This window comes from Streptomyces sp. NBC_01477 (assembly GCF_036227245.1).
GTDB lineage: Bacteria > Actinomycetota > Actinomycetes > Streptomycetales > Streptomycetaceae > Actinacidiphila.
Window position 1 is genome coordinate 5,993,311 of the sequence record NZ_CP109445.1, and the last position, 14,330, is coordinate 6,007,640.

The following is a 14,330-nucleotide window of genomic DNA, read 5'->3' on the forward strand; positions in this document are numbered from 1 at the left end:
TGTTGCAGGAGGATGAAACGCACAGCCAGGCGCGTTGCAGCCTCGGAGCGGAGAACAGCGCGGAGCGGACCAGCGGTGGACGGACGGCAGACGAATGGGGAGGGACCGCGTGACGACCACGAAGCCGGTGACGGCGGCGAAGGACGGCCCGGAGCAGGGGTGGCTCCGACGGCTGACGGCGTACTGCTGGCGGTACAGAAGCAGCGTGCTGCTCTCGCTCGGCGCCTCGCTGGCCGGCATGGCGGTCACCGCACTGGTGCCACTGGTCCCCAAGCTGATCATCGACGACGTGATCGTCAAGCACGACAAGCCGCTCCTCCCCTGGGCGATCGCCCTGATCGTCGCCGCGGTCGTGGTCTACGCGCTGACGTATCTGCGCCGGTACTACGGCGGACGCCTCGCCCTCGACGTCCAGTACGACCTGCGCAATGAGATGTTCCGCACGATCATGCGGCTCGACGGCCGCCGCCAGGACGAACTGAGCACCGGGCAGGTCGTCGGCCGCGCCACCAGCGACCTCCAGCTGATCCAGGGGCTGCTGTTCATGCTGCCCGTGGTGCTCGGCAATGTGCTGCTGTTCCTGCTCTCGCTCGTCGTGATGCTGCTGCTCTCACCACTGCTCACCCTGGTCGCGCTGGCCGTCGCCCCGGCGCTGTGGTTCATCGCCAACCGCTCCCGCGGGCAGCTCTTCCCCGCCACCTGGTACGCCCAAGGACAGGCGGCCGCCGTCGCGGGGATCGTCGACGGATCGGTCACCGGTGTGCGGGTGGTCAAGGGCTTCGGCCAGGAGCAGCAGGAGATGGGCAAGCTGGCCACGGTCAGCCGCAGGCTCTTCGCCGGGCGGCTGCGTACGGTGCGGCTCAACGCCCGCTACACCCCGGCCCTCCAGGCGGTGCCCTCACTCGGCCAGATCGGCATGCTCGCGCTCGGCGGCTGGATGGCCACCCGCGGCCAGATCACGCTCGGCACCTTCGTCGCCTTCTCCACCTACCTGGCCCAGCTCACCGGCCCGGTGCGGATGCTCGCCATGATGCTGACCCTCGGCCAGCAGGCCAGGGCCGGCGTCGAGCGGGTCTTCGAGCTGATCGACACCGAACCGACCCTGGAGGAGGGCACCAAGGCGCTGCCCGCGGACGCACCCGCCACCGTCGAGTTCGACCACGTCACCTTCGGCTACAGCAAGGACCGCCCGGTCCTGGACGGATTCGACCTGACCGTCGCCCCCGGCGAGACGGTCGCGGTCGTCGGCTCCTCGGGCTCCGGCAAGTCCACCGTCTCGCTGCTGCTGCCCCGGCTGTACGACGTCACCGGCGGCGCCGTCCTGGTCGGCGGCACCGATGTGCGGGAGCTGACCTTCGAGTCGCTGCGGTCGGTGATCGGCATGGTCCCCGAGGACAGCTTCCTGTTCTCCGACACCGTGCGCGCCAACGTCGCCTACGGGCATCCGGAGGCGACCGAGGAGCAGATTCTCGCCGCCACCCGCGCCGCCCAGGCGCACGGCTTCATCACCGACCTGCCGGACGGGTACGACACGGTGGTCGGCGAGCAGGGCCTCACCCTGTCCGGCGGCCAGCGGCAGCGCGTCGCCCTCGCCCGGGCCATCCTCACCGACCCCCGGCTGCTGCTCCTGGACGACGCGACCTCCGCGATCGACGCCCGGGTGGAGGCCGAGATCTTCGACGCGCTGCGCGAGGTCATGCGCGGCCGCACGACGCTGCTCATCGCGCACCGCCGCTCCACCCTGGCACTCGCCGACCGGATCGCCGTCCTCGACGCCGGGCGGCTGTCCGACATCGGGACGCACGACGAACTGCAGGAGCGCAGCGCCCTCTACCGCGCCCTGCTGACCGACCCGGACGCGCTCGGCGCCGACGTGGTCGAGATCGACCCGGCCGGCGCCCTCGCCGGCACCGACGAGCCGGCCGGGACCGCCGACCGTGCCGGGGAAGAGCCGGACCGGGCCGCGGCGGGTGTCATCACCCCCGAACTGTGGCCGGCCGACCGCCGCCCCGTGGACGAGGACGACACGGCCGACGGCACCCCGGCCGTCCGAACCGCGCCGCCCCGCCGCGCCGGCGGCCCCGGCGGAATGGCCGGCGCGCTGGCCGGGATGCCGGCCACCCCTGAACTGCTCGCCCAGGTGGCCGCCCTGCCACCCGCCCTCGACACCCCGCAGATCGACGAGGAGCGGGCCCAGGCCGCCGACCACTCCTTCGGCCTGCGCAGCCTGCTGCGCGGCTTCCGCGCCCCGCTGCTGCTGAGCCTGCTGCTGGTCGCGGTCGACGCCCTCGCCGGGCTGCTGCTGCCGGTGCTCATCCGGCACGGCATCGACTCGGGCGTCCGGCGCCAGGCGCTGGGCGCGGTCTGGGTCGCGTCACTCCTCGGGCTTGCCCTGGTGCTGGTGCAGTGGGTGGCCGAATGGGGCTCCACCCTGCTCACCGGACGCACCGGCGAGCGCGTGCTCTACACCCTGCGCGTCAAGATCTTCGCGCACCTGCACCGGCTCGGCCTCGACTACTACGAGCGCGAGCTGACCGGCCGCATCATGACCCGGATGACCACCGATGTGGACGCCCTGTCCACGTTCCTGCAGACCGGCCTGGTCACCGCGCTGGTCAGCGTGCTCACCTTCGGCGGCATTCTGGTGGCGCTGCTCGCCATCGACGTCGAGCTGGCCCTGCTGGTCTTCGCCACACTGCCGATCCTGGTGGTCGGCACCTGGATCTTCCGCCGCAAGTCGGTCCAGGCCTACGAACTGGCCAGGGAAAGAGTCGCGGTCGTCAACGCCGACCTCCAGGAGCACGTCGCCGGGCTGCGCGTCGTCCAGGCCTTCCGCGGCCAGGAGCGCGGCGCCGAGCGCTTCGCGCGGCGCAGCGACGACTACCGCGGCGCACGGCTGCGCGGGCAGTTCCTGATCTCGGTCTACTTCCCGTTCGTGCAGCTGCTGTCCAGCGTGGCCGCCGCGCTGGTGCTGATCGTCGGCGCGCACCGGGTGAGCGCCGGGACGCTGACGGCCGGCGCCCTGGTGGCGTATCTGCTCTACATCGACCTGTTCTTCTCACCCGTGCAGCAGCTCTCGCAGGTCTTCGACGGCTATCAGCAGGCGACGGTCTCGCTCGGCCGCATCCGTGAGCTGCTGAGCGAGCCCACCACCACACCGGCCGCCGTCGCGCCGCGGCCGGTCGGCCCGCTGCGCGGCGAGATCGCCTTCCGCGACCTGCACTTCCGCTACGGCGGCCCGCAGTCCGAGAGCGCCGAAGCCCTCGGCGGCGTCTCCCTGCGGATACCCGCGGGCCAGACCGTGGCCTTCGTCGGCGAGACGGGCGCGGGCAAGTCCACCCTGGTGAAGATGGTCGCGCGGTTCTACGACCCGACCGACGGCGCGGTGCTGGTCGACGGCGACGACATCCGTGAACTCGACCTGACCGGCTACCGGCAGCGGCTCGGCGTCGTCCCGCAGGAGCCGTATCTCTTCGCCGGGACGGTGCGCGACGCCATCGCCTACGGCCGCAGCGACGCCACCGACGCCGAGGTGGAGGCCGCAGCGAGGGCGGTCGGCGCGCACGCGATGATCGCCACCCTGGACGGCGGCTATCTGCACCAGGTCGCCGAGCGCGGCCGCAACCTGTCCGCCGGCCAGCGGCAGCTGATCGCGCTGGCCCGCGCCGAGCTGGTGGATCCCGCGATCCTGCTGCTCGACGAGGCGACCGCGGCGCTGGACCTGGCGACCGAGGCACTGGTCAACCAGGCCGCCGACCGGCTCGCGACCCGCCGTACGACCCTGGTGGTCGCGCACCGGCTGAGCACCGCGGCCCGCGCCGACCGGGTCGTGGTCCTCGACCACGGGCGGGTCGTCGAGGACGGTACGCACGAGGCGCTGCTGGCCCGTGACGGTCGGTACGCCGAATTGTGGCGCACCTTCACCGGCGAGGTGCGGGCGGCGGCCTGACGGACCGTCCGCCCCCACCCCGCCCCGGCTCAGTAGCGCAGGCCGTAGCCGATCGGGTAGAGCGCCGTCGCAGGGTCGTCGGCGCTCGGCACCGCGACCGGCAGCCGGCCGGTCGGCGCCGCCCTGCCGGCGATCACCCGGGCCGCGGCGCGCATCGAGACGTCGGTCCAGCCGTAGGTGGCCAGCGAGGCGGCCACCGGCGGCAGATAGGCGATGTCGTAGGGATTGCGGATGGCGACCTGCACGACCGGGACCGAGGCCGCGGTGAGCGCGGCGATCAGGGCGATCTGCCGGGGCGCGGCGGTTGTCACGTTGTAGCTGCAGACGATCACCGCGTCCTTGCCCGCGGCCGCGGCCACCGCCTGGTCGATCACCGCCTGCGTCGGGGTGGTGCCGGTGGACAGCGCCTGCGCCGGATGCCCGAGGTCGGTGAGAGCCCGCGCCAGCACACCGGTCGGCGGACCGCCGGTCCCCGAGGGCGCCGCCGGATCGGCGCCGACCACCAGCAGGTTGCGGTGCGAGCGGCGGGGCAGCGGCAGCACACCCGCGTCATTGGTCAGCAGCGTGATGCCGCGCTCGGTGATCCGGTCGGCGGTCGCCAGGTGCGCGCGCGTACCGACGACCCGGTCGACCCCGGCGTGCGTGACGTAGGGGTTGCGGAAGAGGCCCTTGCGGAATTTCAGCGCGAGGATGCGTTCCAGCGAGACCGCGATGCGCTCCTCGGTCAGCTCGCCCGAGGCCACCGCGTCCAGGACGCCCTGATAGGCGACGTCCAGCAGCGGCGGGTTGAGCAGCTGGTCGACGCCCGCCTTGAGCGCCAGCACCGGCACCCGGTCGTCGCCGTACTTCTCGCGCACCCCCGCCATGTCGAGCGCGTCGGTGACCACCACTCCGTCGTAGCCGAGCTGTTCGCGCAGCACACCGGTGAGGATGGGGTACGAGAGCGTCGCCGGATCGCCCGAGTCGTCCAGGGCCGGCACGAGGATGTGCGCGGTCATGATCGAGTCGATGCCGGCCGCGATGGCCGCGCGGAAGGGCGGGGCGTCGATGGTCTGCCACTGCTCCAGCGAGTGCGTGATGACCGGGAGCGAGAAGTGGCTGTCGGTGCCGGTGTCGCCGTGCCCGGGGAAATGTTTGGCGGTGGAGGCGATTCCGGCGCCCTGATACCCCCTGACCTGCGCCGCGGCCAGTGCGGCGACCGCCGTCGGGTCGGCCCCGAAGGAGCGCACGCCGATCACCGGGTTCCCCGGGTTGATGTTGACGTCGGAGACGGGGGAGTAGTTCTGGTTGACGCCCATGGCGGCGAGTTCGCTGCCGATCACCCGGGCGGCCGTACGCGCGTCGGCGGGGCTGCCGTCGGCGCCGAGCGCCATACCGCCGCCGAAGAAGGTGGCCGGTGCGCCGATCCGGGCGACGGCGCCCTGCTCCTGGTCGGTGGAGATCAGCAGCGGTACGGGGGTGCCGTGCGAGAGGGCGGCGCGCTGGATGCCGTTGGACAGGTCGGCGATCTGGTGCGGGTGCTGCGTGTTGTGGGCCCACGCGAAGTAGATGATGCCGCCGACGTGGTATTCGGCGAGGAGTTCCGCGGCGTTCGAGACGCCGATCTCGCTCTGGTTGGCGGCGACATCCGCGGGGTCGGGGTCGGTCGCTGACGCCCCGTAGATCCGCATGACGAACAGCTGGCCGACCTTCTCCGCCAGGCTCATCCGCTGGATGACCGAACGGATCCGGCGGCGGTCGGCGATGCTCAGGGCGGAGCCGGCGCCGGCAGCGGCGGCGGGCACCGCGCCGGCGGCTACGGCGGAGCCGGCCGCGGCTGCGGTGATGACACTGCGGCGGGATGGGTGAAGGTGCAAGACGAACTCCTTCTGGGCGGAGGAGAGTGCACGCGGTGAAACTAATTTCCAGGTGTACACGGATAGCGTGGAAGTTTTCGCCAGTCAATGGCCCGGTCGAACCTCCGCGCGAACTCCGCTGCGATGGCGGCGGCTCCGCCCTGCCGCCGACCGGCCGTCAGCCGAAAACGGGCTGCGCCGGGATGCGTTCCCTGGCCACCTGGAAGACCACCGAGACATGGAAGGCCGCCAGGCACTCGGGCGGCGGCGTCGGCTGGCTGACGTGCAGGTCGAGCCGGTCGCCCGACACGGCCAGCGCCGCCGTGGTGGCCGCGCTGCACCCGGTCGCCGCCGTCCAGCCGACCAGTACCTGCCGGGTGAAGTCCGTGGCCCGTCCCGCGGCCACGATGCGCGCCTGCGCCTGCGGGTCGCGCTCCGCGAACGCCGCGGCATACCGGGCGACCTCCCCCGTGTCGTGAAGCACCTGGTGACGGTCCGCCGGGTCCTTCGGCGCGGCGGAGAAGAAGACCACCCGGTCGGCGTCCGTCCCGCCGCCCGCTCCCGAGCCGTGGGAGGCGGTCGCCGTACCCGGCGCCGAATCCGGTACGGGATGCGCCCCGCCGGAACCGGACCGCCCACCGCACCCGGCGCCCAGCACCGCCAGCGACGCGGCCAGCGCCATGGCCGGGACCGTTCTGCGCACAGTCGTCGTCAGCACCATGCCAATGGGACGGCCGGCAGGCCGTGCCGGTTCCGTACGGCCGCAAGCCGCCGGGCGGTACGGGCCGCGGTCCGCCGCCCGGTGATCCCCCGCTGCCGCAACCGGTCGGGGCGTGCCCGACGCCTGCCCCCGGCCGTCCGCCGCCCGGGCGCCGTCAGGCCGCGGCCGGCCAGTGCGCCCGCAGCGCGTCCACCGCCACCTCGATCGACGGTCTGCGTGACGCACCCGCCCGCCACAGCGCGTACAGCCTCCGTACGGGCGCCGGCTCCAGCCGCAGCACCCGTACCCCCGCGGGTATCGCCCCGCGCCCGAGCCGGGGGACCAGCGCGATACCGAGCCCGGCCTCCACCAGCGCCACCTGGGTGCGGTATTCGCCGACCTGATACGCCATGTCGGGCTCGGTTCCGGCCTCCCGCAGCGTACGGACCAGCCACTCGTGGCAGACCGAGCCGGGCGGCTGGCAGATCCACCGCTCCCGCGCCACATCCGACCGCAGCAGCCCGTCCCGGTCCGCCAGCCGGTGCCCCGCGGGCACCAGCACATCGCACCGGTCGTCACCGATGACCGCCCGCTCCACGCCCTCGGGTGCGGGCAGCGGGGCGATGTCCCAGTCGTGCGCCACCGCCAGATCCACCACCCCGCGTGCCACCAGGTCCACCGACAGGTGGGCGTCCACCTCCACGAGCCGCAGGTCCAGCGACGGATACGAGGCCGCCAACTCCGCCAGGGCCGGCGGCAGCAGCCCGCAGGCCGCGGTCGGGAACGCCGCCATCGTCAGCCGCCCCGACGGCATGCCCCGCTGCTCCTCCAGCGCCACCTCCGCCCGCTCCACGATCGACAGCAACTGCTCGGCCGTCGACACCAGCAGCTGCGCGGCGTCGGTGAGCGCCACCCCGCGGCCCTGGCGCTCGAGCAGCACCGTGTGCGTCTCCCGCTCCAGCTTGGAGATCTGCTGCGACACCGCCGAGGGCGTGTAGCCGAGCGCGGTCGCCGCGGCCCCGATCGAGCCGTGCGCGTGCACCGCGTGCAGCGCCTTCAGGCGCCCCAGATCGAGCATGCGTCCCTCCTTCGCCCCCGGTCCATTCCCTCCGCTGCCTGCTGCCTGCTGCCTGCCGCCTGCCGCCTGCCGCCCAGGCTCAGGCGGACTCGGTGAGCAGCCGCGCCAGGTGCTCCCGCGCCGACCCCAGCAGCTCCGGCAATTCCGCGGCCTGCGGATACCACCGCTTCTCGTACTCCCAGCACAGCCAGCCGTCCCACTCGGCCCGGCTGAGCACCTCGACGGTCTCCGCCAGCGGCAATACCCCGGCACCCAGCGGCAGCGGAGTCCTGTCGGCAGCCGAGGCGATGTCCTTGACCTGGACGTAGCCGAGGTACGGCGCCAGCGCCGGGTAGGTCGCCGACGGCTGTTCCCCCGCCAGCCAGGTGTGCATGACGTCCCACAGCGCACCGGCGCCGAGGTGTCCCACCCGGCCGAGCACCCGTGCCACGTCCGCACCGCCGCGGTGCGAGTCATGGGTCTCCAGCAGCACCCGCACCCCCAGGTCCGCAGCGACCGGCGCCGCCGCCGCGAGCCGCCGGGCGGCCAGCGCGTCCGCCTCGTCCGTAGCGAGCTCGCCGCCACCGGGAAAGACCCGTACGAAGGACGCCCCCAGGTCGTGGGCCAGTGTCATCGCGGCGCCGATCTCCTCCAGCACCGGGTCGTCGTCACCCGCGGCGGCCACCTTGGCGTAGGCGGCCACGGTGAGGATCTCGACGTCTGCCTTGCCGAACTCCGCCGCCACATCGGCGCGTTCATCCGCGGACAGCCCGGTGTGCACCGGTCCCTCCGGGCTCGCGCGCAGTTCGACGCCGTGGAAGCCGTTGTCCGCTGCGAGCCGGACCACCTGCTCGACGGGCAGTTCGGGGACACCGAGGGTGGAGAAGGCGAGTCTCATTCGCCGGACACTAGGCACCCGATCGGGCCTGGTCAACCGTGATCCGCCCGGCGCCGCACCCCGCCCAGGGCCCGCCGTCCCGCCGATCGGCTACAGCGCCAGGCGCCAGTCCTGCCCCACGAGATCCTTGCCGAAGCTGTGGTGCGGCTGCTGTCCGACGAGTTCGAATCCCGCCCGCTGATAGATCGACCGTGCGCCGGTGAGGACATCGTTCGTCCACAGGACGAGTTCGGTGTAGTCCGCCGATCGGGCGAACGATATGCACTCGTCGACCAGTCGCCCGCCGATACCGTGCCCGCGGGCGGCCGGGTCGACCAGCAACAGCCGGAGCCTGGCGGTGCCGGGTGCCTTGTCGCGCACGCAGAAGACGCAGCCGGCCCGGCGTCCGTCGAGTTCCGCTATCCACACGGCCTCGCGTTCCGGATCACGTGTGGCGGCGAAATCCGCGACGATCCGTGCGACCAGCGCCTCGTACTCCTCGTCCCAGCCGAATTCCGCGGCATAGACCGCCGCATTGCGCTCCACGGTCCAGCCCAGATCACCCGGAAGCGGCCCGCGCAGGGTGACTCTGTCCGTGGCGGATTCCCGTCTGCCGTCGTGCAGTATGTCCCGCACGGTCCGCATGGCGTCGGTCAGCCGGGGCCGGTCGTCCGGCGCTATCCGGCCGACGAGCGATCCCACGGCTTCCTCGGACCGTTCCTCCAGCAGCTGCGCGGCCTCCCGCCCGCGCGTGGTCAGCTCTATCCGCTGCCGCCTGGCGTCCCGCTCGGACGGTCCCCGGGTGACCAGTTGCCGCTCCTCGAATCCGGCGAGCATCCGGCTGAGGTGGCCGGCGTCGAGCGACAGCTCGACCCGCAGGTCGGCCGCGTCGACGCGGCGGCCGTGCGCCAGCTCGTACAGCACTCGTGCCTCGGTGAGCGTGAACGGAGTGTGCAGGTGGCGGCTGTAATCCAGCGCCCCGATGAGGTTGGTGTAGGAGCGGTTGAACTCGCGGATCTCCCTGACGGCCATGATCCGTCCCCCGTCCTGCCGTTGTGCCGATCCTTGCCTGAGTCAAAGGTAGGCCGACGGCGGATCCGGACGAAAGGGGGATCTTCGCGCCTGTGGATAACTTCAGGAGCGGCTGGTCGCGGGCGGCGCCGTGGACCCGCGGACCATCAGGTCGGTGGCGATCGTGGCCACTCCGCCGGGCGGCGCGGCGAGCCGCCCCATCACGAGCCGGCCGGCCCGGGCACCCGCCTCCTGCAAGGGAATGCGGACCGTGGTCAGCGCGGGGGAGGTGTCGGCGCTGAACGGCAGATCGTCGAAGCCGGCCACCGACACATCGCCGGGGATGCCCAGGCCGCGGTCGCGCAGCGCCGCGCACACGCCGAGCGCGACGGTGTCGTTGGCCGCCACGATCGCGGTCACGCCCACGTCCCTGCGGAGCAGTTCGAGTGTCGCGTCGTAGCCGGCGTTGCGGTCGTAGCCGCCGCGCACGGTCAGCAGGTCCGCGTCCGCCCCGGCGCCGGTCTCGGGTCCCATGCCGTGCGTCGCGAGCGCCGCCCGGTGGCCTGCCAGCCGGTGTCCGGTGGTGCTGCGTTCGGCCGGACCGGTCACGTAGCCGATCCTGCGGTGGCCCAGGGAGAGCAGATGTTCCGTCAGCCGCCGTGCGCCGCCGTGGTTGTCGAACGCCAGCGTGGTCAGCGGACCGCTGTCGCCCGGCAGGGTCAGCGGCGGCCGGCCGCACAGCACGATCCGGGTGCCGGAGGCGGCCAGCCGGGCGAGCCGTGCGGTGACCGCGGCGCTGTGCGTGGGGCTGTCCACGGCGCCGCCGGTGAGGACCACCCCGGCGGCGCGCTGGCGTTCCAGGAGAGTGAGGTAGGTGAGTTCGGCCTCGGGGGATCCGCCGGTGTTGCACACCACGGTCAGCTTGCCGCCGGGCTCGGCCGCGCCCACCCCGATCTCGGCCTGGAGCGCGCTCGCGATGAGGCCGAAGAAGGGGTCGGCCACGTCGTTCACGAGCACGCCGACCAGGTCGGAGGTGGCAGCGGCGAGTGCCCGCGCCTGGCCGTTGACGACATAGTCCAGTTCGGCCACCGCGCGCTGGACCCGCTCCCGGGTGCTGCCCGCGACCGGGTAGTTGCCGTTGAGCACCCGGGAGACCGTGGCGGACGACACCCCGGCGCGTGCTGCGACATCGGCCAGAGTCACTGCCATCTCGCTGCGGTCCTCCTCCGTCGTCTGCGGATCCTGTGGATTCCGCGGTCATGCTCTCATCCCGGCCGGTCGGCGTCACCGCGAGCGTACGCCGGTGCGATAGCAAGCGCTTACCCCGCCACCTGGACAACCCTTGCCCCGAGCGAGACCGGCGGGTTAGCGTGAAGCTGAAAGAAAGCGCTTGCTGTACGCCTTGCTGCGGCGCTCGCCATCCGTTTGCCGCCATGGGTTCCGCGCACGCCGGGCCCGCCGAACCACCGAGAAGAGGACCCCACGTGACACGCAGGACTGTGCGGATCGCCATGAACGGCGTCACCGGACGCATGGGATACCGGCAGCACTTGGTCCGCTCGATCCTCAGCCTGCAGGAGCAGGGCGGGCTCGATCTGGGCGACGGCACCACCCTGTGGCCGGAGCCGGTCCTGGTGGGCAGGCGGGAGCACGCGCTGCGGGCGATGGCCGAGCAGCACGGCATCGAGCACTGGTCGACCGACCTGGACGCGGTGCTGGCCGATCCGTCGGTCAAGATCTACTTCGACGCCCAGGTGACCGCGGCCCGTGAGGGGGGTGTGCGGCAGGCGATCGCGGCCGGCAAGCACATCTACTGCGAGAAGCCCACCGCCACCTCGCTGGACGGCGCCCTGGAACTCGCCCGGCTCGCCGTGGCCGCGGGAGTCAAGCACGGTGTGGTGCAGGACAAGCTCTTCCTGCCGGGCCTGCAGAAGCTCAAGCGGCTGGTCGAGGGCGGCTTCTTCGGCCGGATTCTGTCCATCCGCGGTGAGTTCGGCTACTGGGTCTTCGAGGGCGACTGGCAGAGCGCCCAGCGGCCGTCGTGGAACTACCGGACCGAGGACGGCGGCGGCATCGTCGCGGACATGTTCCCGCACTGGGAGTACGTCATGCACGAGATCTTCGGCCGGGTGCGTACGGTGCAGGCCCTGGCGGCCACCCACGTCCCGCAGCGCTGGGACGAGCGCGGCAAGCCGTACGACGCCACCGCGGACGACGCCGCCTACGGCATCTTCGAACTCGAAGGCGGCGCCGTCGCACAGATCAACTCCTCCTGGACGGTCCGCGTCAACCGGGACGAGCTGGTCGAATTCCAGGTCGACGGCACGCACGGTTCGGCCGTGGCCGGGCTGCGCAATTGCCGCGTCCAGCACCGTTCCGCGACGCCCAAGCCGGTGTGGAATCCGGACCTGCCCGCCACGGAGGCCTTCCGCGACCGGTGGCAGGAGGTGCCGGACAACGCCGACTTCGACAACGGCTTCAAGGCGCAGTGGGAGCTGTTCCTGCGCCATGTCGCACTGGACGAGCCCTGGCGCTGGGATCTGGCGGCCGGCGCACGCGGAGTCCAGCTCGCCGAACTCGGCTTGAAGTCCTCTGCCGAGGGCCGCCGCTTCGACGTCCCGGAGCTGACCCTGTGAGCATCCGACTGCCCGACGCGTCAGGCGCGCTCCGCGACTATGTGCCGCGTGCGCAGCCCGTGGCCCTGGCGACGGATCTGCCGCTGCGCAGCCGTGTCGTGTATTCCGCCGCCCACGTGGTGGCCGACCCGCTGAGGACCGCTGCCGACGAGCCGGCCGCGGTCGACTGGGACGCCACACTCGCCTTCCGGCGCCATCTGTGGTCGCACGGGCTCGGCGTGGCCGAGGCCATGGACACCGCCCAGCGCGGGATGGGCCTGGACTGGCCCGTGGCCGCCGAGCTGATCCGCCGGTCGTCCGCCGAGGCCCGGTCGGCCGGCGGCCGGATCGCCTGCGGGGTCGGCACCGACCACCTGACCGGACCCGCCGTCACCCTTGCCGAGGTGACCGCCGCCTACGAGGAACAGCTCGCGGTGGTCGAAGCGGCCGGTTCTCAGGCCGTACTGATGGCCTCCCGGGCGCTGGCGGCGATCGCCAGGGGCCCCGAGGACTATCTGCAGGTCTACGGACACCTGCTGCGGCAGTCCTCCGATCGGGTGATCCTGCACTGGCTCGGCCCGATGTTCGACCCGGCGCTCGCGGGCTACTGGGGCAGCGACGATCTCGACCTGGCCACCGGGACCTTCCTCGACGTGATCGCCGCCCACCCCGACAAGGTGGACGGCGTCAAGATCTCGCTGCTCGACGCCCGGCGCGAGGTGGAGCTGCGCCGCCGGCTCCCCGACGGGGTGCGCTGCTACACCGGCGACGACTTCAACTACCCCGAGCTGATCGCCGGAGACGCGGAGGGCTTCAGCCACGCCCTGCTCGGCGTCTTCGACCCGCTCGCCCCCCTGGCCGCCGCCGCGGTCAGCGCGCTGGACTCCGGGGACACCGCCGGTTTCCGCCGGACCCTGGATCCCACGGTGGAGCTGTCCCGGCACCTGTTCAGTGCGCCGACGCGCTTCTACAAGACCGGTGTCGTCCTGCTCGCCTGGCTGGCCGGCCATCAGCAGCACTTCACCATGGTCGGCGGACTGCAGTCCGCTCGTTCGCTGCCGCACCTGGCGCGGGCGTACGAACTGGCCGACCGCGTGGGGATCCTCCCCGACCCGGAACTCGCCGAGGCCCGGATGCGGCAGCTGCTGACCCTGCACGGAGTGGACGCATGACCGGCACCGCGCCGCACGATCTCACGCGGCTGAGCATCAACCAGGAAACCGTCAAGCAGTGGTCGCTGCCCGAACTGGCCGCGGGATGCGCGGCTGCCGGGATCGGTTCCGTCGGCCTGTGGCGGGCGCCGGTCCAGGAGTACGGCGTGGCACGCGCCGCGCGCCTGATGCGCGACAGCGGGCTCACCGTGACGTCGCTGTGCCGCGGCGGCTTCTTCACCGCGCTGGATCCGGAGCCGCGCGCCAAAGCGTTCGACGACAACCACGCGGCGATCGACGAGGCCGCGGAGCTGGCCACCGGCACCCTGGTGCTGGTCTCCGGCGGTCTGCCGGCCGGCGACCGGGACATCGCCGCGGCCCGGGAGCGGGTCGCCGACGCGCTCGCGGTGCTGGCGCCCTATGCCGCCGAGCGGGGCGTGCGGTTGGCGCTGGAGCCGCTGCACCCGATGTACGCGTCCGACCGGTGCGTGATTTCCACGCTCGGCCAGGCGCTGGACATTGCCGAGCGCTTTCCCGCCGAGCAGGTCGGTGTCGTCGTCGACACCTACCACCTGTGGTGGGACGACCTGGCGCCCGCGCACACCGCCCGGGCGGGTGAGGGCGGCAGGATCGCCTGCTTCCAGCTGGCGGACTGGGTCACGCCGCTGCCAGAAGGGGTGCTGCTGGGCCGGGGCCAGCTCGGCGACGGCTGCATCGACCTGCGCGGATGGCGCCGGCGGGTGGAAGCGGCCGGCTACAGCGGGGCCATCGAGGTCGAGATCTTCAACCCCGCGCTGTGGGCGCGGGAAGGTGCCGAGGTGCTGGCGGAGATCGCCGAGAGGTACGTCCGGTACGCCTGCTGAAAAAATCTTGAGAAATTTGGCGGTCGTAGGACAACCATGATGGCCGGTGGCCTGTCGTACATGGCATCACGGCTCCTGGGAGGGGTTTCGAGGAGCCGTCAGGAAAATGCGCCCGAGGGGGGCTTCGGGGGTAGCAGGGGGAGTGCGAGAGGGGTCCGGCAGCAGCCGGGCCCCTCTCGTGTGCTGTGCGGGCCCGCGTCCGCGACGCGCCTCGTCCCATCCCGTCCCGCGAGGAGTTGTCCACAGGCCGGGAACGCGGTGTCCGCGCCTGC

General features: G+C 72.5%; 10 protein-coding genes. 4 read left to right on the forward strand and 6 right to left on the reverse strand.

The window, feature by feature from the left end; genetic code table 11:
- Positions 1–94: 94 nt before the first annotated feature.
- The gene (locus OHA86_RS25470) at positions 95–3,949 is read left to right on the forward strand and encodes an ABC transporter ATP-binding protein (protein WP_329178805.1); all 3,855 of its coding nucleotides are present in this window, start codon (positions 95–97) and stop codon (positions 3,947–3,949) included.
- A 29-nt stretch (positions 3,950–3,978) separates the two neighbouring features.
- Here OHA86_RS25470 and OHA86_RS25475 read toward each other — a convergent pair whose 3' ends face one another.
- From OHA86_RS25475 to OHA86_RS25500, 6 genes are all read right to left on the reverse strand, one after another.
- Entirely contained in the window at positions 3,979–5,805 is a 1,827-nt protein-coding gene (locus OHA86_RS25475) for a glycoside hydrolase family 3 protein (RefSeq protein ID WP_329178807.1), read from the reverse strand.
- A 157-nt stretch (positions 5,806–5,962) separates the two neighbouring features.
- Positions 5,963–6,487, reverse strand: coding sequence for a hypothetical protein (locus OHA86_RS25480; RefSeq protein WP_329178809.1), 525 nt, complete (start codon positions 6,485–6,487; stop codon positions 5,963–5,965).
- Positions 6,488–6,659: 172 nt separating this feature from the next.
- Entirely contained in the window at positions 6,660–7,562 is a 903-nt protein-coding gene (locus OHA86_RS25485; protein ID WP_329178810.1) for a LysR family transcriptional regulator, read from the reverse strand.
- 79 nt (positions 7,563–7,641) lie between these two features.
- Complete coding sequence (locus OHA86_RS25490) at positions 7,642–8,439, reverse strand: sugar phosphate isomerase/epimerase family protein (RefSeq protein WP_329178811.1); 798 nt, start codon at positions 8,437–8,439, stop codon at positions 7,642–7,644.
- Between the two features lie 90 nt (positions 8,440–8,529).
- Positions 8,530–9,450, reverse strand: a complete 921-nt coding sequence (locus OHA86_RS25495; protein WP_329178813.1) for a bifunctional helix-turn-helix transcriptional regulator/GNAT family N-acetyltransferase — start codon at positions 9,448–9,450, stop codon at positions 8,530–8,532.
- Between the two features lie 102 nt (positions 9,451–9,552).
- The gene (locus OHA86_RS25500) at positions 9,553–10,638 is read right to left on the reverse strand and encodes a LacI family DNA-binding transcriptional regulator (protein WP_329178814.1); all 1,086 of its coding nucleotides are present in this window, start codon (positions 10,636–10,638) and stop codon (positions 9,553–9,555) included.
- A gap of 275 nt (positions 10,639–10,913) precedes the next feature.
- Here OHA86_RS25500 and OHA86_RS25505 point away from each other — a divergent pair, with 275 nt between their 5' ends.
- The 3 genes from OHA86_RS25505 to OHA86_RS25515 are packed head-to-tail and all read left to right on the forward strand — an operon-like array spanning position 10,914 to position 14,058.
- The gene (locus OHA86_RS25505) at positions 10,914–12,065 is read left to right on the forward strand and encodes a Gfo/Idh/MocA family protein (protein ID WP_329178816.1); all 1,152 of its coding nucleotides are present in this window, start codon (positions 10,914–10,916) and stop codon (positions 12,063–12,065) included.
- Positions 12,062–13,216, forward strand: coding sequence for a dihydrodipicolinate synthase family protein (locus OHA86_RS25510; protein ID WP_329178817.1), 1,155 nt, complete (start codon positions 12,062–12,064; stop codon positions 13,214–13,216). Before OHA86_RS25505 ends, OHA86_RS25510 begins: the two co-directional genes overlap by 4 nt.
- Positions 13,213–14,058 (forward strand): sugar phosphate isomerase/epimerase family protein, encoded by an 846-nt coding sequence (locus OHA86_RS25515; RefSeq protein ID WP_329178819.1) that lies wholly within the window; start codon positions 13,213–13,215, stop codon positions 14,056–14,058. The genes OHA86_RS25510 and OHA86_RS25515 overlap by 4 nt, the downstream gene beginning before the upstream one ends.
- Positions 14,059–14,330: the final 272 nt, after the last annotated feature.